Source organism: Halochromatium glycolicum (genome assembly GCF_016584085.1).
Classification (GTDB): Bacteria; Pseudomonadota; Gammaproteobacteria; order Chromatiales; family Chromatiaceae; genus Lamprobacter; species Lamprobacter glycolicus.
The window spans coordinates 30,874-56,319 of the sequence record NZ_NRSJ01000005.1 but is presented as its reverse complement, the minus strand read 5'-3'; the positions used below and the strand labels follow the sequence as shown (position 1 = coordinate 56,319).

The following is a 25,446-nucleotide window of genomic DNA, read 5'->3' as shown; positions in this document are numbered from 1 at the left end:
ACATGGCTGAGTATCAAAACATCTTTACGCGGGTTCAGGTCCGCGAACCAGGCTACCCAGGTGTCGAGCTTCCAGAAGGCAACCTGCCACGCCTGGGCAAGCCGGTCTTCCCCTGGTTCTCCTATTGGCTCGGAAAGATCGGTGACGCACAGATCGGTCCGATCTACCTCGGTTTCGCCGGCGTCGCGTCGCTGTTCTTTGGCTTCATCGCCATCGAGATCATCGGCTTCAATATGCTGGCATCCGTCGATTGGAGCCCGATTGCGTTCATCAAGAACTTCTTCTGGCTGGCGCTCGAGCCCCCACCGCCGTCTTATGGGCTGAGCTTCCCACCGCTGGGTGATGGTGGCTGGTGGCTGATGGCCGGATTCTTCCTGACCGCATCGATCATCCTCTGGTGGGTTAGGACCTATCAACGTGCCATTGCGCTCGGCACCGGGACCCATGTTGCTTGGGCCTTCGCCGCGGCGATTTTCTTCTACCTGACGCTCGGCTTCATTCGGCCGATTCTGATGGGCAGCTGGGGTGAGGCGGTTCCGTTCGGTATCTTCCCGCACCTTGACTGGACCGCGGCGATCTCGATCCGGTACGGCAACTTCTACTACAACCCGTTCCATGCGCTTTCGATTGCCTTCCTGTACGGCTCGGCAGTCCTGTTCGCGATGCATGGTGGCACGATCCTCGGCGTCTCCCGCTACGGCGGCGACCGTGAGATCGATCAGATCACCAGCCGCGGTACCGCGGCCGAGCGGGCGATGCTGTTCTGGCGCTGGACCATGGGCTTCAATGCGACCATGGAATCGATCCATCGCTGGGCCTGGTGGTTTGCAGTGCTGACGGTCATTACCGCTGGTCTTGGCATCCTGCTGACCGGTACCGTTGTCGAGAACTGGTATCTCTGGGGTATCAAGCACGGAATTGTCGCGCCTTATCCATCAGAACTGACCATTCAGGACCCGAATCTGCTGCAGGGGGTGTCGCAATGAAGACCCTTAACCGCAATACGGTCATTCTTGCAGCAATCGGCGCGACTGCGATCCTGAGCGGCTGCGAGGCACCACCGCCTGAGAGCATCCAGAACGGCTACCGCGGGCTGCAGATGCAGACCAACTACAACCCGCGTCTGCTGGAGGAATCGCTCGAGGCCAATGTGCCACCGGAACCGATTCCGGCCGCCGCAGAGGGAGGCCCGCTCGCGAAAGACACCTATAAGAATGTTCAGGTGTTGGGCGACCTCACGGTCAACGAGTTCAACCGGCTGATGGTTGCGCTGACCAACTGGGTCTCACCGGAAGAAGGCTGCTACTACTGTCACGTCAGTGACGGTGGCTTCGAGGACGATGGGATCTACACCAAGATCGCCTCGCGCAAGATGTTGCAGATGACCCAGGATACCAACGCGAACTGGAAGGACCACGTCGCCGATACGGGCATCACCTGCTACACCTGCCACCGTGGCAATCCGGTGCCGGAGTATGTCTGGACGACCGATCCGGGTCCGGGTCAGCCCACTGCATTGGCGCCGACTGGTCAGAATATTGCCTCTGCAACGGTTGCCTACGCGTCGCTGCCCTATGATCCGTTCACGCCATTCCTGTTGGAAAGCAACGACATTCGGGTCATTGGCGACACGGTGCTGCCGCAAGGGAACCGTCGGTCGATCAAGCAGGCGGAATGGACCTATGGCCTAATGATGCATATCTCCGACGCGCTTGGCGTCAACTGCACCTACTGCCATAACTCGCGGTCGTTCTACTCTTGGGATCAGAGCACCCCGCAACGGACAACGGCCTGGTACGCAATCCGCCATGTCAGGGAACTGAACAACGATTGGGTCGTTCCGCTGACCGAGATCTTGCCGGAGTCACGTAAGGGTCCGTTGGGCGATGTGTACAAGGTGTACTGCACGACCTGCCACCAGGGTGCTTACAAGCCGCTCTATGGTGCGCCGATGGTGAAGGACTATCCTTCACTGCAAGGGCCGATCCCGGAAGGCGGTCTGGCAGCCAAGAAGGCCGCGGAAGCCGACGCGGTAGCCGACGCAGAAGAAGCCCCTCCAGCGCAGGCCAAGGCTGAGATGCCGGAAGCGCCAGCGCCTGAGGCTACGGCGGATGAAGCGGCTGCTGCCGATGAGCAGGCCAAGGCAGCCGAGCCGGAGCCGGCCCCTGAAGCAGCGCCAGCTGAAGAGCCTGCGGCCGCCGATGAGCAGGTGAAGGCCGAAGAGCCTGCGCCGGCACCGGAAGCCGCCGCGGAGGAAGCTGCCGAGCCAGCCACCGCTGACGCCAGCGCTGAGGCGGCTGAGGCCGAGGCAAAACCGGCAGCGGAGCAGCCGCAGCAGTATCCGCCGCGTCTGCAGTATCCACCGCCATCGATGATGCGTTACCCGCCGGCCCCGCTGCAGTATCCACCGGCACCACAATCTCGGTAGGACTATCCAGGGTGAGGGATCACCCCGTCCGGATGGGCGGAACCGATGACCGAAAGGTCAAACCTGAAAACGACAGAGGTGATTTCCATGGCTGATAACAAGAGCCTGACGGGCCTAACCGAAGAAGAAGCCCAAGAGTTCCACGGCATCTTCACGTCTAGCATGACCGCCTTCTTCGGCGTAGTCATTTTCGCACACGTGCTGGCGTGGCTCTGGCGCCCCTGGCTGTAGGCGACAGGGGTTCCTCAGGACCCTGATGCGAAGGGTGATGGACCTCGAGCAGTTTGCTGCTCGCCTCACCCAACCTTTCTAGAGGAGAGACCTCATGCATCGTATTTGGCAGCTATTTGATCCGCGCCGGACCCTGATGGCGCTGTTCAGCTTCTTGTTTGTGCTGGCACTGTTGATCCACTTCATCCTGTTGGCGTCACCGGACTTCAACTGGATTGGTGGTGCGTCTGTCGAGGCCCCGACCTCGAACATGTCGGCAATGCCGGCAGCCCGGACAATGAACTGAAGCATTGGCTAGAGATGGCAACCGTTTCGTGACTGTTGCCGAAGCACCGTCTAATGGTGCGCGGTTGCATCGGGCTTGGCGCTCGGTGCGGCAAGCCCAAGAGGGCAACCCCGCCGCGGGGGAATACGCGGTCGATGGCCGAGAGGCCCTTTCTGAAAACCGGAGGTTACATCCATGGCTGACCCGAAAAGCCTGACCGGACTGACCGAAGAAGAGGCCCAGGAGTTCCACGGCATCTTCACGTCCAGCATGACCGCCTTCTTTGGTGTCGTCATTTTCGCTCACGTGCTGGCGTGGCTCTGGCGCCCCTGGCTGTAAGGGCTGACGCGCTTGCGAACCTGACTTTGCGAGCACCTCCACACGACGGTGCTCCGAGTCTTAGCGACTAACGCAGAGGAATTTCACATGCATAAGCTCTGGCAGATCTTCGATCCACGCCGCACCCTGGTGGCAATCTTCATCTTCCTGTTCATCCTGGGTCTGCTGATCCATTTCATCCTGCTCAGCAGTGCGGACTTCAACTGGCTCGGCGATGGCATTCCGCCGGTCGCGCAGCTGGTTTCCCAGCAGATCGGCCTCGTTTAGCGTTTGAGGCCGTCCGTCTGCGGATGGATGCGCCAAGTCACCCGCGCAACACGGGTGACTTGGCGCCGAAGCAAAAAGGCAGCCGAACGGCTGCTTTTTTGTTGAGGCTCTATTTTCCCCAGCGCCCGATGAGATCGGCCAGATGCGCGAGCAGGGCGGCAGTGAGTGGTAGCGCGATCAGGGTCCAGTGGACCTCTGAGATGGCGGCCCGAACACTGAGGAGCAGCAGGAATCCTGCCAAGAGGTTGGGTGCCAACTCGGCCAATGACGGGCCGCGGCGAGCAAACCGATGCACGAGGGCGATGCCCAGCGCCTCGATCAGCACCAGGGCCAGGATGAGGTCGACGATGCGGCCAGTCGCAAAGAGCTCCGCCATAGACGAGAGAGGTCTGATCCAGCCCCGTTGCCGATCAGGCGTAAGGGCGACTCCTGCTCACTGCAAGACCACCCACAGTATCAAGCCGCCGAGCAGCAGGCGGTAGACCACGAAGGGAAACATGCTGACGCGTTCGATAAAGCGCAGGAAGAAATGGATGGTCAGATAGGCGACGACGAATGAGAGCAGCGCCCCGAGCCAGAGCTCATCCCAGGCGACCGGCGTTGGTGAGTCGATAAGCTCCTTGGTCTCGAGAAGGCCAGCTATCAGGATCGTCGGAATCGACAACAAGAACGAGAAGCGCGAGGCTGCCTGGCGCGTGAGGCCAAGAAAGAGCCCCGCGGTCATCGTGATCCCCGAGCGTGAGGTGCCCGGGATGATCGCAACGGTCTGAAACAGGCCGATGACCAGAGCGCTGCCCCAACCTATGCCGTATTCATCCCGATGTCGGCGACCCAAGCGGTCCGCTAGCCATAACAGCAGCCCGAAACCGATTGTCGTGCCGACGATCACCAGGCCGACGAGGTCGTCGTCCTGACGCAGTAACTCAAGTAACGTTTTCAGCGGCAGCCCCAGCGCCAGGATCGGCGCGGTCGCGACGATGACCATCCAGGCGAGGCGGGCGTCGGGGTCGGCCAAGGAGCGATCGCGCAGCGAGAGCAGCGCGGCAATCGTCATCCGCACCAGTTCTTGACGAAAGTAAAGCATGACCGCGGCGAGCGTACCGACGTGCACGGCGACGTCGAAGGCCAGGCTCTGCAGTGCGTAGCCGAATAGAAGCGGCGTCACGATGAGGTGCGCGGAGCTCGAGATCGGAAGGAACTCCGTGAGCCCTTGGACGCAAGCAAGCAGGATTATCTGGATGAGCTCCATTCTGCGGCTTCCTTGGGAGCCAGACCGTGATGCGATGGGGCGCGAGTATAGCGCGTTGGCCTGATTCTCCGATTGTCTCTTCGGCGATCGCGACAACGCCGTCGAGCCGCGCACCCTGTATCAGGCGGGCTCGATTGTCCCGGGTTGCGCCCCGCCGTGACCATTAATCCGTAACCATGGCCGCGATCCTGTCATCCTCTGCGGTGGCGCGCCGCCAGGATGGTCAACCCTCAGGCCGCCACAGCTCCACCCGGTCACCGAGCTGTAGCCGCCCGCTTGCGACAACACGGAAGCAATGCCCAGCGTGGCGACCGAGGGCGTTGGCCATACCGCGGCCGGCGATTTGGTCGAGGTAGCCACAGGGCGGCCGGATCCGGTGCCAACCGAGTTCGACCTCGCCGATTCGCAGCCGAGCGCCGCGAAGCTCGGACTGGCGGAGCCCGGCGACGACGAGATTACGCCGATGCGCCCCTTGTTGCAGCTTCAGGCCGGTGCGTCGTTCCGATCGGAGCAGATCCTCGGCCGAGATCAGGGTGATCTCGCAGCGGTCGGTCGCGCGCCAGTGGCCGGCGTCGGTGGCATAACGGTCCCCGACGAGCCCGCGACCGACGAGCGCCTCGGCCGCTTCGAGTCCTTGCATCCTGGCGCCCGCGTGCTCGGCGACGTAGATGCCGACCAGCTGCGGCGGCCGGCTCTGGCTGAATAGAGCGCGGAGCCGCCGCAGGCTGATCACAGCTCGAACCCACACAGCGGCACCATCAGCTCGGCCGGGCTCAGGCCGCCATGGACCCCGATCTGTTCGAACGCCTTTTGATGCGCCAGCTGTTGATGGATCACGCCATCGTCACGGGCGATCAGGGTGTAGTCGCCGATGCGCTCGTGCAGACGCGGATGGGCCTTGCCGAGCCCGAACAGACCCGCCTCGACCAGCTCCGCGCTCGGGTGGAGGCTGAAGTGGGGCTCGAGATGCTTGATGCAGAGCTGCTCGAACCGGCGCGCCTGATTCGGACGCAGGTAGCAATAGGCGGCCCGCGGCTCGCCACAGAGCGGGATGCGCAGGCAGTCGACGAGCTCCGGCAGCTTGCTGAGCTCGATGAGCGCCTCTGGTCGGGAATCCAACTGGCCATGATCAGCGCTCACCAGTAGCAGCGTATCGGTGCCGGCGAGCCGTTCGAACAGGATGCTGAGCTGGGCCTCGATCTGCTCGAGATGGGTCAGCGCCTGCGGGCTTTCGATCCCGCGTTGATGCCCAACTGCGTCCAGCTCCGACCAATACGCATAGATGAATGACGGGCTGCGCGCGCGTTTCACGGCCGTTGCGATCTGCCGGAACATCCCTGCGAGGTTCTTGTAGACATGCAATGTCGCCTGCCCCAGGTGGGCGAGATTGTAGGGCGAGCGCGCGATCTGCTTCGGTGAGATCACGACGGATTCGGTCTCGAGCCGCTCTGAGAGCGGCTGATGCCCGAACAGTTGTGCCGGATCGATTCCGGCGTCTTGGTAGCCGCTGCCGCCATGCCGTGGTGTCCCGGGTAGCACCGCGAGTATCGAGCCCAGCTCTTGAAGCCACATATACCAGCCGGTCATCCCATGCTGTTGGGGCGCGTCGCCGGTCAGGTAGGTGGTGATCGCTGTCGCTGTGGTCGGCGGGAATACCGAGCTCAGTGCGCCGAGTCGGTGGCTCGCTAACGGTCCCGTCGGCGATTGACGCTGGAGCCAGGCGTCGCCGAGTCCGTCGATCACCAGCAGCACGATGTGGCGGGCACGCCCGAGCTCGGCAGCCGGCAGCAGCCGCGCCTCCGGGTAGGGCATGGGCCCGAATTGTCCGCGACGACCGCGGGCCGTCAGCAGCGAGGCCATCAGGTTGACGATGCTGCCGCCTTGATAGTCGGGGTAGCGCATGCGCTGCAGCGAGCTGTAATGGCGGGTGCGAGGCGCCATTCTTGCCGGCAATGGGCGCCATTCTCAAGTCGTGGGACGCCGGTCGCTGCGATTCCGGCCCTTCATCGAGGGCTGCGGCGGCCATTCAGGTCGAGGCGGCGAATGGTCTACGCGACCGATCAGGGCAGGGTCTATCCCTTCGGCTGTCCTCAGGCGCGTCGCTATACTCAGGCGTCTCTGGACCCTCAAGACGATCCTTCCGAGTGTTGTATGCCGAGCTTCGATTACCGCGCCGCCTTGTCACAGATCCCCGCCGAGCCGGGTGTCTACCGGATGCTCGACGAGGCCGGAACGGTGCTCTACGTCGGGAAGGCGAAGAACCTGAAGCGTCGGGTCGCGAGCTACTTCGGGCGTGCGCTCAACCGGCGGCTACAGGTGATGGTCTCGCAGATCGCCGATATCCAGGTGACCCTGACCCGAACCGAGGGCGAGGCGCTACTGCTCGAGAGCGACCTGATCAAGACCCATCGGCCTCGGTTCAACGTCGTGCTGCGCGATGACAAGAGCTATCCGTACGTCTATCTGAGCACGCAGGACGCCTTTCCGCGCCTGTCCTTCTACCGCGGCTCGCGCGCCGGGGAGGGGCGCTACTTCGGTCCCTATCCGAGTGCCTGGGCGGTCCGCGAGACCTTGCAGCTCCTGCAGAAGTTGTTCCCGGTGCGTCAGTGTCGGGATAGCTTCTACCGGACCCGCACGCGCCCATGCCTGCAGTACCAGATCAAGCGCTGTACCGGACCTTGCGTCGGGCTGATTCGGTCCGAAGACTATGCGGTCGATGTCGAGCACAGCATCAAATTTCTCGAGGGCCGTACCGACGAGGTCATCGCCGAGCTCGGCGACCGGATGGAGCAGGCTGCGGCCGAGCTCGAGTTCGAGCGCGCCGCGGTGTTGCGCGATCAGATCGCGACCCTGCAGCGTATCCAGCAGCGCCAGTACGTCACCGCTGAGGGCGGTGATGTCGACATCATCGCGCTGGTCGAGGAGGCCGGTACCGTCTGCGTTCAGGTCTTCTTCATCCGCTCCGGCCGTAATCTCGGCAACAAGGCGTTCTTTCCGCAAGTCCCGGCCGATGCCGATCCGGCGAGCATCCTCAGTGGTTTCTTGGCGCAGTTCTATAGCGATAAGGATGTGCCGCCCGAGGTCCTGATGAATGCCGAGCCGGACGAGGCCGACTTCCTGACCGCTGCGCTGAGCGAGCGTGCCGGCCGCCGTGTTGCGCTGAAGCATCGCTTGCGTGGCGAGCGGACGCGCTGGGTCGAGATGGCGGTGAACAACGCCGCCCTGGCGCTCAAGAGCCGGCTCGGTAGTCGGGCAGGCTATGCGCGCCGGCTCGAGGCGCTGCGCGATCTGCTCGCGCTCGAGGACCTGCCGCGCCGGATGGAGTGCTTCGACATCAGTCACACGCGGGGTGAGCGCACTGTTGCCTCCTGCGTCGTGTTCGATGACGAGGGGCCTCGCAAGTCCGACTATCGCCGCTTCAACATCGAGGGTATCGAGCCGGGCGATGACTATGCGGCGCTCGAACAGGCGTTGCAGCGGCGCTACCGGCGGGTGCAGTCGGGCGAGATCCCGTTGCCGGACCTGCTGTTGATCGACGGCGGCAAGGGGCAGGTTGGTGCGGTCACGACGGTGCTCGATGAGCTCGGTATCGATGGGGTCAAGCTGGTTGGCGTTTCGAAGGGGCCAGACCGCAAGCCTGGCGCCGAGCAGCTGTGGCCCGACGGCGGGCAGCCGATCCTTGCCGGTGCGGACTCGCCGGCCCTGCATCTGGTCCAGCAGATCCGTGACGAGGCGCATCGGTTCGCGATCACCGGCCATCGCCAGCGCCGCGATAAGGCCCGCAAGACCTCGGTGCTCGAAGGGATCCCGGGTGTCGGTCCGAAGCGGCGGCAGAATCTGCTTCGGGCGTTCGGTGGGCTTCAGGGTCTCACCCGCGCGGCACCCGAGGATATTGCCCGGGTCGAGGGGATCAGCCGCACCCTGGCGCGCCAGATCCACGAGGCCCTGCATCGACAGAGCGATCGCGCGTAGCCGGTGCGGCTAGGCTCAGGTCGGACTCAGGCCGGACTCCGGTCGGACTCCGGTCGGACTCAGGCCGGACAGCCTCGCAGACGCCCCGTTGTTGCAACCGGACATGCTCCGGTCGCGCTCGGCGCTGCTTACACGAGCGCAGGCGGCGCGACTGCACCATTGCAAGGCGATGTCGGTGTATCATAAAGGGCTTTTGGCGGTCACCACGCCGAGTCTTCTTCGACACCGTCTTTTGCCTTGCGTTAGCGTTGACGCTGTTTCGCCCGATGCGCTCAGCGGCCCTCGCGCCGTCTCCCATCCACACCTCACTCTTTAAGGAAGCACTGAACAACACGATGGCCGACTTCGCCAAAGAGATCCTGCCGGTCAATCTCGAAGACGAGATGCGTCAGTCGTATCTCGACTATGCGATGAGCGTCATCGTCGGGCGCGCGCTGCCCGACGTCCGCGATGGCCTCAAGCCCGTGCACCGGCGCGTGCTCTACGCGATGAGCGAGCTCGGCAACGACTGGAACAAGCCGTACAAGAAGTCGGCGCGCGTCGTCGGTGATGTGATCGGTAAGTATCACCCGCACGGCGACACCGCGGTCTACGACACCATCGTTCGGATGGCGCAGACGTTCTCGATGCGCTACATGCTGGTCGACGGCCAAGGCAACTTCGGCTCGGTCGATGGCGACTCGCCGGCGGCGATGCGCTACACCGAGGTGCGCATGGCGCGCATCGCGCACTCGCTGCTCGATGATCTGGACAAGGAGACGGTCGACTTCATCGCCAACTACGACGAATCGGAGCAGGAGCCGACGGTCCTGCCGGCGCGCTTCCCGAATCTGCTGGTCAACGGCGCCGCCGGCATCGCGGTCGGCATGGCGACCAACATCCCACCGCACAATCTTGGCGAGGTGATCGACGCCTGTGTCGCGATCATCGACGACCCGCTGGTCGAGCTCGAGCGGCTGATGGAGCTGGTGCCCGGGCCGGACTTCCCGACCGCGGCTATCATCAACGGTGTACGCGGCATCCGCGAGGCCTATCGCACCGGCCGCGGGCGCATCCAGCTGCGCGCCCGCACCCATACCGAGACCGAGAAGCGCAGTGGCCGCGAGGCGATCGTGGTCACCGAGCTGCCGTACCAGGTCAACAAGGCGCGGATGCTCGAGAAGATGGCGCAGCTGGTGCGCGAGAAGCGGCTCGAGGGCATCGCCGAGCTGCGCGACGAGTCCGACAAGGAAGGCATGCGGGTCGTGATCGAGGTCAAGCGCGACCACTACCCGGATGTCGTGCTGAACAACCTGTATCAGCACACGCAGCTGCAGACCGTGTTCGGGATCAACATGGTCGCGCTGGTCGATGGCCAGCCGCGCACGCTGAACCTGAAGCAGCTGCTCGAGTACTTCCTGCGCCACCGCCGCGATGTCGTCACCCGACGCACCATCTACGAGCTGCGCAAGGCGCGCGAGCGCGCCCATCTGCTCGAGGGCTATACGGTCGCGCTCGCCAATATCGATGAGGTGATCGCGTTGATCAAGGCCTCGGCGAGCCCGGCCGATGCGCGTGAGGGACTGATGGCGCGCGACTGGGCGGCCGGCGCGGTGGCTGGGATGCTCGAGCGCGCCGGCGCGGCCGAGACCCGGCCCGACGACCTCGAGCGCGGCGATGGGCTCGGCGACGATGGCCGCTACCGGCTGAGCGAGCGTCAGGCGCGCGCGATCCTCGATCTGCAGCTGCAGCGCCTGACCGGGCTCGAGCAGGACAAGATCATCAAGGAGTACGAGGCGATCCTCGAGAAGATCGCCGAGCTGCTCGCCATCCTACGCGATCCGGATCGGCTGATGCAGGTGATCCGCGAAGAGCTGATCGCGATCCGCGATCAGTATGCCGATGCGCGCCGCACCGAGATCGTCCAGGATCAGGCCGACATCTCGCTGCTCGATCTGATCGCGCCGGAGGATGTGGTTGTGACCCTCTCCCATGCCGGCTATGTCAAGGCGCAGCCGCTCGCCGAGTACCAGGCGCAGCGCCGCGGCGGCAAGGGCCGCAGCGCCACCAGCATGAAGGACGAGGACTTCATCGACCGGCTCTTCGTCGCCAACTCGCACGACACCGTGCTCTGCTTCTCGAGCCACGGTAAGGTCTACTGGCTCAAGGTCTACGAGCTGCCGCAGGCTGGCTACGGCGCGCGCGGGCGACCGATCGTCAATCTGCTGCCGCTCGAGAAGGACGAGCGGATCAACGCGACCCTGCCGGTGCCCGAGTACGAGGAGGGCAGCTACGTCTTCATGGCGACCAGCAAGGGGACGGTCAAGAAGACGCCGCTGTCGGATTTCTCGCGACCCCTCGCGCGTGGCCTGATCGCGATCGACCTCCATGATGAGGAGTACCTGATCGGCGTGGCGGTCACCGATGGCCGTCAGGACATGATGCTGTTCAGCTCGGCCGGCAAGGCGGTGCGCTTCAACGAGTCCGAGGTGCGCTCGATGGGCCGCAATGCGCACGGCGTGCGCGGCATCTCGCTGGAGGACGGGCAGCGGGTCATCTCGCTGCTGGTGGCCGAGCCCGGCACCGTGCTGACGGTCGGTGCCAATGGGTCCGGCAAGCGCACCCCGATCGAGGAGTTCCCAACCAAGGGCCGTGGCACCAAGGGTGTGATCTCGATGCGCATTGGCGAGCGCAACGCCGAGCAGGTCGGTGCGGTGCTCGTGCGCCCCGGCGATGAGATCATGCTGATCACCGAGGCCGGCACGCTGGTGAGAACCGGCGTCGACGATATCTCGGTGATGAGCCGCAACACCTGGGGTGTGAAGCTGATCAACCTCGGCGAGGGGCAAAAGCTCGCCGGCATTGAACGCATCATCGCGCTCAATGGGGACGACGAGGATACCGACACCGATGCCGGTGCCGATGACTCGGCGGCTGAAGACGACGGCGCCGATTGAAGCGGGCGGGCTATTCTGTAACCCTCGTGCGCAGGTCTGCGCCGGCGCGCCCGATCATGAATCCAGACAAAGGTACGACTGATGTCTCGACCCTATAATTTCAGCGCCGGTCCGGCGATGCTCCCAGAGCCCGTCCTGCAGCGCGCGCAGGAAGAGATGCTCGACTGGCACGGCAGCGGCATGTGCGTCGCCGAGATGAGCCACCGCGGCAAGGAGTTCATGGCCATCGCGGAGCAGGCCGAGCAGGATCTGCGCGATCTACTCGCGATCCCGGACGGCTACCGCGTCCTGTTCCTGCAGGGCGGCGCCTCGCTGCAGTTCGCGATGGTGCCGATGAACCTGCTGCGCGGTCGCAACCGGGCCGATTACCTGAATACCGGCAGCTGGTCGAAGAAGGCGATCAGCGAGGCGCGCAAATTCTGCGACGTCAATCTCGCCGCCAGCACCGAGGACGGCAACTTCACCCGCGCGCCGGCGCAGACCGAGCTGAGCCTCTCGGCCGATGCGGCCTATCTGCACTACACCCCGAACGAGACCATCCAAGGCGTTGAGTTCCCCTACATCCCCGAGTCGTCGGCCCCGCTCGTTGCGGACATGTCCTCGACCCTGCTGTCGCGGCCGCTCGATGTCGCGCGCTTCGGGCTGATCTATGCCGGCGCCCAGAAGAACATCGGTCCGGCCGGCCTCGCGCTCGTGATCCTGCGCGAGGAGCTGATCGGTGAGGCGCCGGACGGCGTGCCAGCGATGCTGGACTACAAGACCCATGCCGACGCCGGCTCGATGTACAACACGCCGCCGACCTACAGCTGGTATCTGGCCGGACTCGTCTTCCAGTGGCTCAAGGACCTCGGCGGTCTGGAGGCGATGGGCCGAATCAACCAGCGCAAGGCCGAGAAGCTCTATGCGGCCATCGATGGGTCGGGCTTCTACGCCAATCCGGTCGAGCCGGCCGCGCGCTCCTGGATGAACGTACCGTTCACACTGGCCAATCCTGAGCTCGACGCCGAGTTCCTCGCCGGCGCCAAGGATGCCGGGTTCTTGACGCTGAAGGGTCATCGATCGGTCGGCGGCATGCGCGCGAGCATCTACAATGCGATGCCCGAAGAAGGCGTCGATGCATTGATCGCATTCATGGCCGAGTTCGAGCGGACCAAGGGGTGAGCCGGATGTTCAAGATCCAGACGCTGAACAATATCTCGGTGGCCGGGCTCAACCGGCTGCCGCGCGAAGGCTACGAGATCGCCTCCGAGATCACGCATCCGGATGCCATCCTGGTGCGCTCGGCGAAGATGCACGAACGGCCGGTGCCGGACAGCCTCAAGGCGGTCGGCCGCGCCGGGGCCGGGGTCAACAACATCCCGGTCGAGGCGATGACAGACCGGGGGATCGCGGTGTTCAATGCGCCCGGGGCCAATGCGAACGCGGTCAAGGAACTGGTGCTCGCCGGGATGCTGCTCGCCGCGCGTAACATCGCGCAGGGCTGGCAGTTCGCGCGCACGCTCGAGGGCGATGATGCCGCGATCGGCAAGGCGGTCGAAGCGGGTAAGAAGGATTTCGTCGGCTTCGAGCTGCCCGGGCGGACCCTCGGTGTGATCGGCCTCGGTGCCATCGGCGTGCTGGTCGCCAACGCGGCGCGCGCGCTGGGGATGAAGGTCATCGGCTATGACCCGAGCATCACGGTGCGCAGTGCCTGGAAGCTCGAGGCCGATGTCGAGGCGGCGCTCTCGATCGACGATCTCGTCTCGCGCTCGGACTTCATCAGCTTCCACGTGCCGCTCACTGACAAGACCCGGCACATGATCAATGCCGAGCGCATCCAGGAGATGCGCGACGGGGCGGTCCTGCTCAACTTCTCGCGCAACGGGATCATCGACGACGATGCGGCGGTGACCGCGCTCGATGCCGGCAAGCTGTACGCCTATGTCTGCGACTTCCCGAGCAACCTGCTGAAGGCCCATCCCCGGGTCGTCACCCTGCCGCATCTTGGTGCCTCGACCCGTGAGGCCGAAGAGAACTGCGCGGTGATGGTCGCCGATCAGGTCCGTGCCTACCTCGAGGACGGGAATGTGACCAACTCGGTCAATTTCCCGGAGATCGTGCTGCCGCGCAACGGCGGCTATCGGATGGCCGTGGTCAATCGCAACGTGCCCAACATGGTCGGGCAGATCTCGACCGATCTGGCCGAAGACGGGCTCAACATCATCGATATGCTCAACCGCTCGCGCAGTGATCTCGCGATGACGCTGATCGACATCGATAAGCCCTGCCCGGACGAGACGGTGCGCCGGATCAGCGAGATCGACGGTGTGCTCTCGGTGCGCTGCCTGTAGCGCAGTAGGCGCGTTCGGCGTGGATCGGCGCGATTTGTTCCGAGTGCGTCGGACGCAGGGTTCTATGGTGCAGAGGCGACCCTGTCGATGACCAGTGACGAGCAGCTCAACCAGGTTCGCGAGCGCATCAATACGATCGACGCCGAGCTGCTGCGCTTGATCTGCGAGCGCGCCTCATGCGCTCAGGATGTCGCCAAGATCAAGGACGCGCACGGCGAGGCGGTCAAATACTATCGGCCCGAGCGCGAGGCGGAGATCCTCAGACGCATCAAGTTGCAGAACCCCGGCCCGCTCGATGGCGAAGAGGTCGCGCGGCTGTTCAGGGAGATCATGTCGGCCTGCCTTGCTCTCGAGAAGCCACTGGAGATCGGTTATCTCGGCCCGGCCGGCACCTTCACCCAGGCCGCCGCACTGAAGCATTTCGGACACTCCGTGCACACGCAGCCATTCGGCGCGATCAGTGACATCTTTCGCGAGGTCGAGGCCGGCGCCTGCGATTACGGGGTCGTTCCGGTCGAGAACTCGACCGAGGGGGTCGTCAATCATACCCTCGATATGTTCATGCGCTCGCCGTTGCTGATCGCCGGCGAAGTGACCTTGCGCATCCATCACCATCTGTTGTCGACCGCGACCGAGATCGGCGCCATTCGCCGTGTCTACTCCCATCAGCAGTCACTGGCTCAGTGCCGGGGCTGGCTGGATCGTGCTCTGCCGAATGCCGAGCGCATCGCCGTCAGCACCAATGCGGATGCGGCCAAACTGGCGGCCGGTGATCCTCAGGCCGCGGCGGTGGCGAGCGAGGCGGCCGCGGAGCTCTATTCGCTGCGGGTGATGGCGCAGCGCATCGAGGACGAGCCCGGCAATACCACCCGCTTTCTCGTGATCGGGCCGGAGGATTCGCCGCCGAGCGGACATGACAAGACCAGCATGCTGCTGTCCTGTCGCAACGAGGCCGGTGCGCTGCATCGGTTGCTCTCGCCCTTCGCCAACCAGGGCATCAGCATGACCCGCATCGAATCCCGGCCCTCGCGCCAGGGCGTCTGGGACTACGTCTTCTTCGTGGACGTGAGCGGGCACCGCGCGGCGCCGGATGTCGCGAAGGCGATTACCGAGCTGCGCGGTGCGGCCAACCTGTGCAAGGTACTGGGCTCCTATCCGGAGGCGGTGCTTTAGAAATGCCATTCTGTCAGGGCGCCTATGTCTGTTGCCGATAATCCTTTCCTGAACCTCGCCGCCGCGCAGATTGCCGGGCTGAGACCCTATGTGCCGGGCAAGCCGATCAGCGAGCTCGAGCGTGAGCTCGGCATCGTCGACCCGGTCAAGCTGGCGTCGAACGAGAATCCGCTTGGATGCGGCGAGGCGGCGCGGGCCGCTTATCGGGCCGAGGCCGCGGAGCTCGGTCGTTATCCGGACGGCGGGGCCTTTGCACTGCGCGCTGCAATCGCGGCGCATCATGCGATCGCGCCGGAACAGATCACGGTCGGCAACGGGTCCAATGATGTACTGGACCTGGTCGCGCGGGTATTTCTGCATCCGGGACGCGAATCCCTGTTCTCTGAGCATGCGTTCGCGGTGTACCCGCTCGCAACAGCGGCCGTTGGCGCGACCGCGCGGGTGGCGCCAGCGCGCGATCATGGGCATGACCTCGATGCGATGGGAGCGCTCGTCAACGAGCGCACCGGCGTGGTCTGGATTGCCAATCCCAACAACCCGACCGGCACCTGGGTGGCCGCCGAGCCGCTGCGCGCCTTCTTGTCGGCACTGCCGGATCACTGCATGGCCGTCGTCGACGAGGCCTACTTCGAGTACGTCGGCCAGGACGACTACCCGGATACCAGCCTTTGGCTCGATCAGTTTCCGAATCTGATCGTGACCCGAACCTTTGCCAAGGTGCATGGCCTGGCTGCCCTCAGGGTCGGCTACGGCCTGAGTCATCCCGATGTGGCGGAACTCCTGAACCGGGTCCGCCATCCGTTCAATGTGAACGCGCCGGCTCAGGCGGCGGCGATCGCGGCGCTAGGTGATCAGGAGCATGTCGCACGGTCGGTCGCACACAATCGCCGCGAGATGGAGCGGGTGAGCGCCGAGTTGACGTCGCTGGGGCTCAGTTATATCCCTTCGGTCGGCAATTTCGTGACGGTGGATCTCGATCGGCCCGCTGGCCCGGTCGATCAGGCACTGTTGCGCGAGGGGGTCATCTGCCGCCCGGTCGCGAACTATGGCCTACCGACTCATCTGCGCATTAGCATCGGGCTCGAGACCGAAAACGACCGCATGCTCGCTGCACTCGCGCGCGTGCTGGACCGGGGCAGCGCGGTCACGCCGAAATGATCGAGCGTCTCGCCGTCATTGGGGTCGGTCTCATCGGTGGATCGCTTGCGCGGGCCTTGAGAGCGAACGATGCCGTCGGCGAGGTGATCGGCTGTGGTCGCTCGATCGAACATCTCGAGCGCGCGCAGGCACTCGGGGTGATCGATGCGTATTGCCAGGACCCGGGCAAGGCCGTCGCCAATGCCGATATGGTCTTCATCGCCGTTCCACTGGGCGCGATCGCGGGCGTCTTTGCCCGCATTCAGGGGCAACTGGCCGAGCAGGCCGTGATCACCGATGGCGGCAGCGTCAAAGGCAGTGTGATCGCCGATGCGGTGCAGGTGTTCGGCGAGATCCCGTCATGGTTTGTGCCAGGGCATCCGATTGCCGGAACCGAGCGCAGCGGGGTCGAGGCGTCTTTCCCCGAGCTGTATCAGAACCGACGCGTGATCCTGACGCCCCTCGCTGAGACCGATCCGCAGGCGATCGAACGGGTCCGCGCGATGTGGGAGCGCGTTGGCTCTGAGGTCACCGAGATGAGCGTCGCGCATCATGACGAGGTGTTGGCCGCAACCAGCCACCTTCCGCATATGCTGGCATTCGGCTTGGTCGATGCGCTGACGAGGCTGGGCAGCAATGACGAGATCTTTCGCTATGCTGCCGGAGGCTTTCGTGATTTTAGTCGTATCGCCTCATCGAGCCCGGAGATGTGGCGGGATATCTGCCTCGCCAATTCAGAGGCGTTGACAGCGATGCTCACGCGTTTCGGCAGCGAGATGACCGAGCTGTCGGACGCGATTCGTCGGAAGGATGGCGAGGCGCTGCTGCGCATCTTCGGTCGGGCGCGCGCTGCACGGGAGCGTTATGTCGATGGGATCGACGAAGGTGTTTCCTAGATGGATCGATACTGAACAGCCGGGCAGCTGCTGCGTGCAGTGGGGGCATCCTGCCCCCGGTCCCCAGCCCTCGCCCCTAGGCACAGGCCGATGTTGTCCGGTCCCTGATGAACTAAGGCGATTTCTGTCAAAGCTCATACCGCCTTGCTGGTCTTTTCGCTCGCCTTCTTCGTCGCGCCGCCGGTCACATAGCCCGGCTATGCTCCCGGCGACGCTCCTCGAAGGCAAACGAAAATCCTGCGCAATTCGGTACGAGCTTTTCCGGCAATCGCCTAATGCCGGCACTCGTCCAGATGGCGTGAGACGCCGGGGATCAAGGCCACTACGAAGGTGACTGCCAACAGCAACGCCGCCGCGAGTACCAGCATCAGCGAAAGTTGGCTGGTCGGAACCGCCAAGGGGGTCCAGATTGCGACAACCCCGAGCATGAGGCCCATAACAAGAAGGAGACCTGACATCATCACGGCGGCGCGCATGGTACGACAATTGACTAACATGACCGAGCTCCGCTTGCTTAGTAGATAAGCAAATACTAATACATAGTCCGATTGCTGTCCAGGACTTGCCGAGGGGGCTCGGTCGTCCTGTGCACAAGATCACAATTGCCCGATGCTGAAGGGGCTTGGGCTCGCTGTCGGGGGCCTTGGTCGGACGATGTATGGCCTGGCAATTGCCTCGGGCCAGCGGGTACAGTAGGCTCGGCTTGCTTCTTCGGGTTAAGCCGCGCTCTTTGGGCTGCCGCCTTCTGAGGCGGCTTGTGTTGGGCATCGGGTTGGCCGCGGTTGTCTCGCCACGACCTGGGTTGGCGCCGACCGTGATCAATCTTCGCCTAGTCAAACCGGGTCGGTCGCGTCTGTGGGCGGGCGGACCCCTTTACCTCGGGATTCTTTGCGATGGAGAACGATACCAATATCACCTGGCACGAGCATCGGGTTACGCGCGAAGAGCGCGAGCGCCTGCATGGCCATCGTGGCTGCGTGATCTGGTTTACCGGCCTCAGCGGGTCCGGTAAGAGCACATTGGCCAATGTGGTTGATCACATGCTCGCTGCACGCGGTATCAAGAGTGCAGTGCTCGACGGCGATAATGTTCGCCACGGACTCAATGCCGCCCCGGGTATGCTCAAGGAGAGCCATGGTGAGGCATTCGCGGACCGCTTCGGCCTCGGGTTTTCAGCCATTGACCGGGAAGAGAACATCCGTCGGATCGGCGCTGTTGCCCAGCTGTTCTGCGAGGCTGGCACCATCGCATTGACAGCCTTCATCAGTCCGTACCGGATCGATCGCGATCGGGTGCGCGCGACGATGAGAGAGGGCGATTTCATCGAGGTGTTCGTCGACACCCCATTGGAGGTCTGCGAGCAACGTGATCCAAAGGGGCTCTACAAGAAGGCCCGCGCCGGGCAGATCCGGCACTTCACTGGGATCGATGACCCTTACGAGGCGCCATCGGCGCCGGAACTGACCCTCCGTGCGGGCGAGCATACCCCGGAAGCGCTCGCGGGCGAGGTCATCGATGATCTGGTCAAACGCGGTATCTTGCCCGAGAGCGACTAGCTCACCCGGTCGGCTTTTCGCACCCTGGCCGCTGAGGCCGCTGCGCCGCGCCGTTGCGCCCCGGGCAACGGCGCTTGCAGCAGCCGCTGGTTGTCGACCCTGGAGCGTTGGTGTGAACGCGCTCGGTAGTCAGCGCCTGCTTGCCGGCCTCTTTGCTTAGGCGCTGCCGTTGGGAACGCGGGTCCTTGCCGTATCAACAGGCGTCAGGCTCGTCGCGCTTGCCGCCGTATTCGTTCTCTTCCTCGGTCGCGTTGCGCACCAGCAGGACCTTGACCTGGTAGATGACCTCGCGTCCGGCGAGCGGGTTGTTGCCATCGAAGGTGATGCTGTCGCCCTCGATCTTGGTCACCAGGAAGCTCTTCATCTGTCCGAGGTTGTTCTCCATCAGGATTTGGCTGCCGAGCTGGCGGTATTCGCGCGGCACGACGGACATCTTCTCGGTGATGACCAAGCACTCGTCCCTTGGGCCGTAGATCTCGGAGCAGTCGACGAGGAGGTCGACCCGCTGGCCCTCGGTCTTGCCCTCGAGCTCGCGCGTGATCGCCGGCGACAGGATCTCGTTGACGCCGTGAACATAGTGTCGAGGCTTGGTGACCTCGGTCAGGATGTCACCGGTCTTGCTGTCGCGGACCACATAGGTCAGCTCAACGTATTTACCGTCGCGGATAGCGTTTGGACGGGCTTCGCTCATAGGTAGCTCCTTTCAGCGGCTCGAGAGGCTCGTGCGGTCGGACTTGATCTGTAGGGCAGGTGGGATGAGAGGCGGCTTGTCAAATCGCTGGGCCATGATACCTGGGCTACTCATCGAGGCAGGTCCCATCGAGGCAGGTCCCATCGAGGCAGGTCCCATCGCGTCAGCCAGCTCCGCGACCCGTTTTGGTCGCGGGCCAGCGCCCAATCCCTCGTCCGCTGTATTTGAAGGCCCGCGCCAACATCCCAACTCTCTCTCGCGTACGGCCTGAGGTAGAACCAGTGACTCAAACCCCGCTTGATGTCCGCAACGATGCGATCTCCGACCTCGCCCTCGACGTCACCCAGGCCGTGCTCGCCCAAAGCGACGAGGCGCAGTCGATCATGGAGGACGAGAATGGCCCGCTGACCTTGGCGCGTGCGCTGTCCGATTTCTTTCAGATCGCCGGTGCGCTCGAGGCCGGTGCGGCGGTCTTGGAGCAGGATGAGCTGGACGAATTCTGCGCCTACGGGCTGGACCTGCTGGACCGGCTCGCCTTCCTGGTTCGCAAACTGGAGATCATAGACAAGCGCGACACGGTGGCGCGCCTATGTGCGTCAATCGGGGTCTGGATGGCGCGCCGTGGCGCAACGATCGACAATCTCGAAGGCACGGCCGACGGTTTCGGGATGATCGTCAACGGGACGCGCTCAACCGGCGATCTTTGCGCCCTCTGCGGGATGATGGAGGAGGTGATCGAGGCGGCGTCGGTGAGGATACAGCTCGACGAGGATCGGGGTGACGCATGGCGGCCGTGGCGTGTGATCAACCTGAATGCGGGAATTGCCGCGACACGATCCCTCGATCCTGATCTGATGCATCGCACCTTCGATAACATGGGGCGACGGCTTCCGGACGATATGCCTGGTTTCCTCGCCGACGGGATGCGCCAAGCCGCGGTCCAGAACGTGCCCGAGGCCGTTACCGAGGTCTTGCGCGACTATATGGCAAGGTGGCCAGCGGCTGCGTCGCACTAGGGCTGTATCCCGTGATCAAAGCCCACTCCCAGCGCCTGCTGCAGCCGTTCTCCGCTCAAGTCCAGATCGCAGAGACCGAGCTCGCCCGGGCCTTGTCGATGGACGGCGAGCTGTGGGAATTCCAGTTCATCTTTGCCAACGGTCGCGTCGGCGGTCCGCAGAAGGGCCGCTTCATCCGGGCGGCGCACATCCGCCAACGGGATCTTCAGAGCGTCATCGACAACCCCACCACAGAGGAGGGGGTGGTGGATGATCGCATCCTGGAGCTGGCGCGTTTTCTGGTCGGGGCCACCTTGCCCTTCGACGCCGCCGATCGTTATGAATACTGGCTGCTCGACCCGGCGGATGACTCCCCGCTCGCGCTGATCTTCTCCTGCACGGACGCCTCGGAGATGGCCTCCTTCCCGAAGCTCACGGAGTGGCGCGCGCTGCCTGCCGCGGTGATGCCTATCGAGACCACCGAAGCCGAACAGAGCAACGCCTATGGTCCCGTCAATTACCGCTTGGAACGCGCTGTAGCTGAGCGAGCAGGAGCAAAGCCGCGGGCGCGGTGGTTCACGCGGCGCTATAACGACGAGGAGTCCTTTCCGCCGTTTCTCGTGCGCGAGGACTGGTGCAACGACGAACAGCAGACTCTTTGTCAGCGATACTTGCACCGTCAGGCACCGCGCCTGTTGATGCTGCACGGTGTCGGCTTGGAGGAGCGTCGCCGTATGGAGTGGGCCGCGAAGGCCAATGCGCTCGATGTGGCGCGCTTCTTCCCGCTTTACCCCGAGGTCGCAGACAAGGCGGTTATGGACAAGATCCGAGTCGAGGCGCGGCTGCGGCTGGCCGCTGGCGAGGCGCCTTACGTGATGGGTCGCCGTGACGGCGTGCACTACCAATGATGGCGATTGGTGGCGATCCGACGTAGATCGCAGACGGGCTTCTTGCTCGACGCCTACCCCTTCGGAAAATGCTGGATGTTCGGATTCGTCTCGATCGAGCGATTAGTAACAGTTATAACGTCCGAAAATGTATGAGTCGCGCTGAATGTCCTGTAATGCTTATACTCCAATGTGGTTGTGGTCTGACTGCGTGTAGACAAGAACCGCAACCTCCGGCCGGGCGATCCAAGGGATCGTTCGAGCACTGTGGACTCGGCCGTGGAGCGCAAGGGGCGAGACCTCCCTCGAGGCCACTGAGTTCGCTATCGCTAGTGGAGTCATTATCCAATGATTACAAGTAACCCGTTCGCGAGTCTGCCGCTCGAGCCTGGCGTCATGCAGGCGTACGTCGTCCTGATGGTCCTGTTGGTCATCGGCGGTACACTGCTGGACGTCATGCACAAAAAGAGTGCGAAATATTTCTTTGAGAAGGGCCAGTCGCTCAGCAAGCTCGCCAAACGCGAGGTCAGCACCGGTGAGAAGGCAGGTATCGCTGTCAGCACGCTCACCAACGAGGTCCTGGCGTCCAGCGAGTTCGCGAACCCCGACCGTCGCAACGCGCATCTGCTCACGATGTATGGGTTCGTGTTCTTTGTCGTCACCACGGCCATCATGATCTTTGGTCTGCCGGCTGCCGAAGGCACCTCGTTCACGATCTCGGCGCTGCTCTGGCATCTGGGTGCGTTGTCGATCTGTGTCGGTGGCTCTTGGTTTTGGTTCAAGATCCGTGCCGATGTTCGCTCCGAGGGGAATGCCTGGTACGACGTGCACCAATCGGACCTCTTCGTCGTCTCGTTGATGCTGATGGCCGCCTTCGCGTTGGTCTGGTCGCTCCTGCAGGCCGTGACCGGCGCCACCTCGGTGCTGAGCATGATCGTGTTCGTCGCCTTCATCCTCGCATCGACCACGCTGTTCAGCACCGTCCTCTGGTCCAAATTCGCGCACATGTTCTTCAAGCCTGCCGCGGCGTTCCAGAAGAAGGTCGCGGTTGCCGATGGCTCGCACGACAAGCTGCCCGAGATCCCCGATCTGGCCAGTGCCGAGTGCAAGGAGCAATACCCGGACATCCCTGAGTACATGGGCGACAACCCGCCGAACATGGGGCTGGGCATCAATCGCGAAGCGCCGAACCACTACTGAGCGCAACCACCGCCATCACTGAGCATGACCTGGCCGGTCAGGCCGCAGAGAGGAATCGAACATGCCAACCTTCGTCTACATGACGCGCTGCGACGGCTGCGGACAGTGCGTTGACATCTGCCCATCGGACATCATGCACATCGACCCGGTGGTACGCCGCGCGTACAACATCGAACCGAACATGTGCTGGGAGTGCTACTCCTGCGTCAAGGCCTGCCCGCACAACGCCATCGACGTGCGCGGCTATGCCGACTTCGCGCCCCTTGGGCACTCTGTTCGGGTGCGCCGCGACGAGGAAAAGGGCGTCATCGCGTGGCGGATCATCTTCCGCAATGGCGAGAAGGACATGAACCTGCTCGCCCCGATCACCACCAAGCCCTGGGGCAAGCACATTCCCCAGCTGGCGGACGTACCGGCGCCGAGCAATGAGCAGCGAGACAGTCAGTATCTGTTCAACGAGCCCAAGTACATCCGCTTCGATGAAGGCGAGCTGCACACGCTGGAATCGAACGGTCTGAAACTCGTGCCGGGCGTGGAGGGTTACTAATGAACTACAAGACGATTGTTGAAGACGACATCGACGTCCTCGTCTGCGGTGCAGGACTGGGCGGCACGGGTGCCGCCTTCGAAGCACGCTATTGGGGCAAAGACAAGAAGATCGTGATCGCCGAGAAGGCCAACATCGATCGCTCCGGCGCTGTCGCCCAAGGCCTGTACGCGATCAATTGTTACATGGGCACCCGCTTCGGCGAGAACAACCCGGAGGACCACGTCCGCTACGCCCGCATCGACCTGATGGGCATCGTGCGCGAGGACCTGCTGTTCGATATGGCGCGCCACGTCGACTCCGCGGTGCACCAGTTCGAGGAATGGGGCCTGCCGCTGATGCGCAACCCCAAGACCGGCGCCTATCAGCGTGAAGGCCGCTGGCAGATCATGATCCATGGCGAGTCCTACAAGCCGATCGTCGCCGAGGCGGCGAAGAAGTCGGCCGACAAGGTGTTCAACCGCGTCTGCGTCACCCACCTGCTGATGGACGAGTCGAAGGAGAACCGTGTCGCCGGTGCCGTGGGCTTCAACGTGCGCACCGGCAACTATCACGTCTTCAAGTCGAAGGCGGTGGTCGTCGCCGCCGGTGGTGCATCGAACATCTTCAAGCCGCGCTCGGTCGGTGAGGGCGCCGGGCGCGTCTGGTACGCCCCCTGGTCGTCCGGCTCGGCCTATGGTCTGTTGATCGGCGCCGGCGCCAAGATGACGCAGATGGAGAACCGCATCGTCCTCGCCCGCTTCAAGGACGGCTATGGTCCGGTCGGTGCGTACTTCCTGCACCTCAAGACCTACACCCAGAATGGTCTCGGCGAGGAGTACGAGTCCAAGTGGTTCCCGGACCTGGAGAAGATGGTCGGCAAGCGCTACCTCGACGTCGAGGCCTCGCACCGCACGCACCGTCCGATCCCGACCTGCTTGCGGAACCACGCCTTGATCAACGAGGTCAACGCCGGTCGCGGTCCGATCCACATGGTCACGATGGAGGCCTTCCAGGACCCGCATCTCGAGGAGATCGGCTGGCACAACTTCCTCGGCATGACCGTCGGCCAGGCCGTGCTCTGGGCGGCGACCGACGTCAACCCGAAATACGAGAACCCGGAGCTGACCACCTCCGAGCCGTATGTGATGGGCTCCCACGCCACCGGCTGCGGCGCCTGGTGCTCGGGTCCCGAGGACGTCTCGCCGGACGAGTACTTCTGGGGCTACAACCGCATGACCACGGTCGAGGGCCTGTTCGGTGCCGGTGACGCGGTCGGTGGTACCCCGCACGCCTTCTCGTCCGGCTCCTTCACCGAAGGTCGGCTCGCGGCGAAGGCGGCCTGCAAGTACATCGACGACGGCAAGGGTGAGGGGATTCGCGTCTCCGATGCGCAGATCGACAAGCGCAAGGCCGAGATCTACAAGCCGATGGAGCACTACAAGATCTATCGCAACGAGATCACTGCCGGCAGCGTCAACCCGAACTACATCAACCCGCGTCAGGGCCTGGATCGGCTGCAGAAGCTGATGGACGAGTACTGCGGTGGTGTCACGTCCAACTACATGACCAACGAGAAGCTGCTGAGCATCGGCCTGAAGAAGCTCAAGCTCTTGGAGGAGGACCTCGAGAAGGTCGCTGCCGAGAACATCCACGAGCTGCTGCGGGCTTGGGAGCTGAAGCATCGTCACCTCACCTCCGAGGCAGTCATGCATCACACCCTGTTCCGCAAGGAGACCCGCTGGCCTGGCTACTACTACCGCGGCGACGCGATGAAGGTCGATGACGACAATTGGCATGTGCTGACGGTCTCGCGCCGCGACCCGGAGACGGGCGAGTACACGATGGAGAAGGCCCCCTGCTATCACCTGGTCGATGACAAGCCGGAGGCCCAGGCAGCGTAAGCCTCCTCGTTGACGGTCGCCCGGGGTCCCAAGAACGGGGCCCTGGGCATGTCTTGCCGCTCGATGCACTTCGCATTCGACGCAAACCGCCTGGAAGATGGCGGTAGAGTATGAATATCAACGACCTATCAGACCAACAGATTATCGAGATCGCCCACCCGATGTGGGACGACCTGATTCAGTACTCGAACAAGGGCCAGTACGGTAAGTTCATTCGAAAATTCTCCTATGAGCTGCTGCTCGGCCTGAACGAGGTCGAGCTCGGCAAGCAGTTCAAGCACAGCACCCTGAGCCGGAATCTCAGCGAGGAGCGCGATTTCCTTGGCCTGATCCGACGCGGCGAGCACGTGACGGCCCTGTATCGGGTACGCAGCACGGAACGGGAAGGTGAATGGCTCGGCCGGATGGTGCTCGGCTACGAAAAGGGGGAGGTGCGGATCTTCGCCGCCTCGATCTTCTAGACC

Annotated in this window: 26 protein-coding genes; 20 read left to right on the top strand and 6 right to left on the bottom strand. The window is 63.5% G+C overall.

Going from position 1 to position 25,446, the window contains the following annotated elements; genetic code table 11:
• Positions 1 to 2 precede the first annotated feature (2 nt).
• The 6 genes from pufM to pufA (CKO40_RS04375) all read left to right on the top strand — a co-directional run bounded on the left by pufM (position 3) and on the right by pufA (CKO40_RS04375) (position 3,530).
• Entirely contained in the window at positions 3 to 986 is a 984-nt protein-coding gene (gene pufM / locus CKO40_RS04400) for a photosynthetic reaction center subunit M (RefSeq protein WP_200344981.1), read from the top strand.
• Positions 983 to 2,428, top strand: coding sequence for a photosynthetic reaction center cytochrome PufC (gene pufC / locus CKO40_RS04395; RefSeq protein ID WP_200344980.1), 1,446 nt, complete (start codon positions 983 to 985; stop codon positions 2,426 to 2,428). Before pufM ends, pufC begins: the two co-directional genes overlap by 4 nt.
• Positions 2,429 to 2,515: 87 nt before the next feature.
• A complete protein-coding gene (pufB, locus tag CKO40_RS04390; protein ID WP_200344979.1) occupies positions 2,516 to 2,659 on the top strand; it encodes a light-harvesting antenna LH1, beta subunit in 144 nt (47 codons plus the stop codon).
• A 94-nt stretch (positions 2,660 to 2,753) separates the two neighbouring features.
• The gene (gene pufA, locus CKO40_RS04385) at positions 2,754 to 2,945 is read left to right on the top strand and encodes a light-harvesting antenna LH1, alpha subunit (RefSeq protein WP_200344978.1); all 192 of its coding nucleotides are present in this window, start codon (positions 2,754 to 2,756) and stop codon (positions 2,943 to 2,945) included.
• A gap of 174 nt (positions 2,946 to 3,119) precedes the next feature.
• Positions 3,120 to 3,263 (top strand): light-harvesting antenna LH1, beta subunit, encoded by a 144-nt coding sequence (gene pufB / locus CKO40_RS04380; RefSeq protein ID WP_200344977.1) that lies wholly within the window; start codon positions 3,120 to 3,122, stop codon positions 3,261 to 3,263.
• A gap of 87 nt (positions 3,264 to 3,350) precedes the next feature.
• Complete coding sequence (gene pufA / locus CKO40_RS04375; RefSeq protein WP_200344976.1) at positions 3,351 to 3,530, top strand: light-harvesting antenna LH1, alpha subunit; 180 nt, start codon at positions 3,351 to 3,353, stop codon at positions 3,528 to 3,530.
• A gap of 109 nt (positions 3,531 to 3,639) precedes the next feature.
• Here pufA (CKO40_RS04375) and CKO40_RS04370 read toward each other — a convergent pair whose 3' ends face one another.
• The 4 genes from CKO40_RS04370 to CKO40_RS04355 form a co-directional block, all read right to left on the bottom strand.
• Complete coding sequence (locus tag CKO40_RS04370) at positions 3,640 to 3,906, bottom strand: hypothetical protein (RefSeq protein ID WP_200344975.1); 267 nt, start codon at positions 3,904 to 3,906, stop codon at positions 3,640 to 3,642.
• Between the two features lie 57 nt (positions 3,907 to 3,963).
• On the bottom strand, positions 3,964 to 4,779 hold the full coding sequence (locus tag CKO40_RS04365) for an undecaprenyl-diphosphate phosphatase (protein WP_200344974.1): 816 nt from the start codon (positions 4,777 to 4,779) through the stop codon (positions 3,964 to 3,966).
• A 223-nt stretch (positions 4,780 to 5,002) separates the two neighbouring features.
• Entirely contained in the window at positions 5,003 to 5,527 is a 525-nt protein-coding gene (locus CKO40_RS04360; protein WP_200344973.1) for an MOSC domain-containing protein, read from the bottom strand.
• Complete coding sequence (locus CKO40_RS04355; protein ID WP_242476820.1) at positions 5,509 to 6,720, bottom strand: alkaline phosphatase family protein; 1,212 nt, start codon at positions 6,718 to 6,720, stop codon at positions 5,509 to 5,511. The genes CKO40_RS04360 and CKO40_RS04355 overlap by 19 nt, the downstream gene beginning before the upstream one ends.
• 210 nt (positions 6,721 to 6,930) lie before the next feature.
• Here CKO40_RS04355 and uvrC point away from each other — a divergent pair, with 210 nt between their 5' ends.
• From uvrC to CKO40_RS04320, 7 genes are all read left to right on the top strand, one after another.
• Positions 6,931 to 8,751, top strand: coding sequence for an excinuclease ABC subunit UvrC (gene uvrC / locus CKO40_RS04350; protein WP_200345088.1), 1,821 nt, complete (start codon positions 6,931 to 6,933; stop codon positions 8,749 to 8,751).
• Between the two features lie 335 nt (positions 8,752 to 9,086).
• Complete coding sequence (gene gyrA, locus CKO40_RS04345; protein ID WP_200344972.1) at positions 9,087 to 11,687, top strand: DNA gyrase subunit A; 2,601 nt, start codon at positions 9,087 to 9,089, stop codon at positions 11,685 to 11,687.
• Between the two features lie 81 nt (positions 11,688 to 11,768).
• Positions 11,769 to 12,848 (top strand): 3-phosphoserine/phosphohydroxythreonine transaminase, encoded by a 1,080-nt coding sequence (gene serC / locus CKO40_RS04340; protein ID WP_200344971.1) that lies wholly within the window; start codon positions 11,769 to 11,771, stop codon positions 12,846 to 12,848.
• A 5-nt stretch (positions 12,849 to 12,853) separates the two neighbouring features.
• Positions 12,854 to 14,017, top strand: coding sequence for a phosphoglycerate dehydrogenase (locus CKO40_RS04335; RefSeq protein ID WP_200344970.1), 1,164 nt, complete (start codon positions 12,854 to 12,856; stop codon positions 14,015 to 14,017).
• A gap of 87 nt (positions 14,018 to 14,104) precedes the next feature.
• A complete protein-coding gene (gene pheA, locus CKO40_RS04330) occupies positions 14,105 to 15,190 on the top strand; it encodes a prephenate dehydratase (protein WP_200344969.1) in 1,086 nt (361 codons plus the stop codon).
• 24 nt (positions 15,191 to 15,214) lie between these two features.
• Positions 15,215 to 16,348, top strand: a complete 1,134-nt coding sequence (gene hisC / locus CKO40_RS04325) for a histidinol-phosphate transaminase (protein WP_200344968.1) — start codon at positions 15,215 to 15,217, stop codon at positions 16,346 to 16,348.
• Positions 16,345 to 17,223 (top strand): prephenate dehydrogenase, encoded by an 879-nt coding sequence (locus CKO40_RS04320; protein ID WP_200344967.1) that lies wholly within the window; start codon positions 16,345 to 16,347, stop codon positions 17,221 to 17,223. The genes hisC and CKO40_RS04320 overlap by 4 nt, the downstream gene beginning before the upstream one ends.
• Positions 17,224 to 17,495: 272 nt before the next feature.
• Here the strand turns inward: CKO40_RS04320 and CKO40_RS24845 are convergent, their stop codons facing one another.
• On the bottom strand, positions 17,496 to 17,621 hold the full coding sequence (locus CKO40_RS24845) for a hypothetical protein (protein WP_276570780.1): 126 nt from the start codon (positions 17,619 to 17,621) through the stop codon (positions 17,496 to 17,498).
• Between the two features lie 495 nt (positions 17,622 to 18,116).
• On the opposite strand from CKO40_RS24845, the gene cysC reads away from it, so the two are divergent.
• Positions 18,117 to 18,779: an adenylyl-sulfate kinase gene (gene cysC, locus CKO40_RS04315; protein WP_200344966.1), complete on the top strand. Its 663-nt coding sequence runs from the start codon at positions 18,117 to 18,119 to the stop codon at positions 18,777 to 18,779.
• A gap of 193 nt (positions 18,780 to 18,972) precedes the next feature.
• Here cysC and CKO40_RS04310 read toward each other — a convergent pair whose 3' ends face one another.
• Positions 18,973 to 19,470: an FKBP-type peptidyl-prolyl cis-trans isomerase gene (locus CKO40_RS04310; RefSeq protein WP_200344965.1), complete on the bottom strand. Its 498-nt coding sequence runs from the start codon at positions 19,468 to 19,470 to the stop codon at positions 18,973 to 18,975.
• Between the two features lie 281 nt (positions 19,471 to 19,751).
• Between CKO40_RS04310 and CKO40_RS04305 the strand changes: the two genes are divergently transcribed.
• The 6 genes from CKO40_RS04305 to CKO40_RS04280 all read left to right on the top strand — a co-directional run bounded on the left by CKO40_RS04305 (position 19,752) and on the right by CKO40_RS04280 (position 25,443).
• Positions 19,752 to 20,486, top strand: coding sequence for a hypothetical protein (locus CKO40_RS04305; RefSeq protein ID WP_200344964.1), 735 nt, complete (start codon positions 19,752 to 19,754; stop codon positions 20,484 to 20,486).
• 98 nt (positions 20,487 to 20,584) lie between these two features.
• The gene (locus tag CKO40_RS04300; protein WP_207173396.1) at positions 20,585 to 21,373 is read left to right on the top strand and encodes a hypothetical protein; all 789 of its coding nucleotides are present in this window, start codon (positions 20,585 to 20,587) and stop codon (positions 21,371 to 21,373) included.
• A gap of 327 nt (positions 21,374 to 21,700) precedes the next feature.
• Positions 21,701 to 22,552 (top strand): adenylyl-sulfate reductase, encoded by an 852-nt coding sequence (locus CKO40_RS04295; protein ID WP_200344962.1) that lies wholly within the window; start codon positions 21,701 to 21,703, stop codon positions 22,550 to 22,552.
• Positions 22,553 to 22,613: 61 nt separating this feature from the next.
• Positions 22,614 to 23,099, top strand: coding sequence for an adenylyl-sulfate reductase subunit beta (gene aprB / locus CKO40_RS04290; RefSeq protein WP_200344961.1), 486 nt, complete (start codon positions 22,614 to 22,616; stop codon positions 23,097 to 23,099).
• Positions 23,099 to 24,982 (top strand): adenylyl-sulfate reductase subunit alpha, encoded by a 1,884-nt coding sequence (gene aprA / locus CKO40_RS04285; protein WP_200344960.1) that lies wholly within the window; start codon positions 23,099 to 23,101, stop codon positions 24,980 to 24,982. Before aprB ends, aprA begins: the two co-directional genes overlap by 1 nt.
• 110 nt (positions 24,983 to 25,092) lie before the next feature.
• Positions 25,093 to 25,443: a hypothetical protein gene (locus CKO40_RS04280; RefSeq protein WP_200344959.1), complete on the top strand. Its 351-nt coding sequence runs from the start codon at positions 25,093 to 25,095 to the stop codon at positions 25,441 to 25,443.
• The last annotated feature ends 3 nt before the right edge of the window (positions 25,444 to 25,446 follow it).

Bases quoted from the DNA above. Each gene is read 5' to 3' on its own strand.
- pufM (WP_200344981.1), top strand. From the start codon at position 3: ATGGCTGAGTATCAAAACATCTTTACGCGGGTTCAGGTCCGCGAACCA.
- pufC (WP_200344980.1), top strand. From the start codon at position 983: ATGAAGACCCTTAACCGCAATACGGTCATTCTTGCAGCAATCGGCGCG.
- pufB (WP_200344979.1), top strand. From the start codon at position 2,516: ATGGCTGATAACAAGAGCCTGACGGGCCTAACCGAAGAAGAAGCCCAA.
- pufA (WP_200344978.1), top strand. From the start codon at position 2,754: ATGCATCGTATTTGGCAGCTATTTGATCCGCGCCGGACCCTGATGGCG.
- pufB (WP_200344977.1), top strand. From the start codon at position 3,120: ATGGCTGACCCGAAAAGCCTGACCGGACTGACCGAAGAAGAGGCCCAG.
- pufA (WP_200344976.1), top strand. From the start codon at position 3,351: ATGCATAAGCTCTGGCAGATCTTCGATCCACGCCGCACCCTGGTGGCA.
- CKO40_RS04370 (WP_200344975.1), bottom strand. From the start codon at position 3,906: ATGGCGGAGCTCTTTGCGACTGGCCGCATCGTCGACCTCATCCTGGCC.
- CKO40_RS04365 (WP_200344974.1), bottom strand. From the start codon at position 4,779: ATGGAGCTCATCCAGATAATCCTGCTTGCTTGCGTCCAAGGGCTCACG.
- CKO40_RS04355 (WP_242476820.1), bottom strand. From the start codon at position 6,720: ATGGCGCCTCGCACCCGCCATTACAGCTCGCTGCAGCGCATGCGCTAC.
- uvrC (WP_200345088.1), top strand. From the start codon at position 6,931: ATGCCGAGCTTCGATTACCGCGCCGCCTTGTCACAGATCCCCGCCGAG.
- gyrA (WP_200344972.1), top strand. From the start codon at position 9,087: ATGGCCGACTTCGCCAAAGAGATCCTGCCGGTCAATCTCGAAGACGAG.
- serC (WP_200344971.1), top strand. From the start codon at position 11,769: ATGTCTCGACCCTATAATTTCAGCGCCGGTCCGGCGATGCTCCCAGAG.
- CKO40_RS04335 (WP_200344970.1), top strand. From the start codon at position 12,854: ATGTTCAAGATCCAGACGCTGAACAATATCTCGGTGGCCGGGCTCAAC.
- pheA (WP_200344969.1), top strand. From the start codon at position 14,105: ATGACCAGTGACGAGCAGCTCAACCAGGTTCGCGAGCGCATCAATACG.
- hisC (WP_200344968.1), top strand. From the start codon at position 15,215: ATGTCTGTTGCCGATAATCCTTTCCTGAACCTCGCCGCCGCGCAGATT.
- CKO40_RS04320 (WP_200344967.1), top strand. From the start codon at position 16,345: ATGATCGAGCGTCTCGCCGTCATTGGGGTCGGTCTCATCGGTGGATCG.
- cysC (WP_200344966.1), top strand. From the start codon at position 18,117: ATGGAGAACGATACCAATATCACCTGGCACGAGCATCGGGTTACGCGC.
- CKO40_RS04310 (WP_200344965.1), bottom strand. From the start codon at position 19,470: ATGAGCGAAGCCCGTCCAAACGCTATCCGCGACGGTAAATACGTTGAG.
- CKO40_RS04300 (WP_207173396.1), top strand. From the start codon at position 20,585: ATGGACGGCGAGCTGTGGGAATTCCAGTTCATCTTTGCCAACGGTCGC.
- CKO40_RS04295 (WP_200344962.1), top strand. From the start codon at position 21,701: ATGATTACAAGTAACCCGTTCGCGAGTCTGCCGCTCGAGCCTGGCGTC.
- aprB (WP_200344961.1), top strand. From the start codon at position 22,614: ATGCCAACCTTCGTCTACATGACGCGCTGCGACGGCTGCGGACAGTGC.
- aprA (WP_200344960.1), top strand. From the start codon at position 23,099: ATGAACTACAAGACGATTGTTGAAGACGACATCGACGTCCTCGTCTGC.
- CKO40_RS04280 (WP_200344959.1), top strand. From the start codon at position 25,093: ATGAATATCAACGACCTATCAGACCAACAGATTATCGAGATCGCCCAC.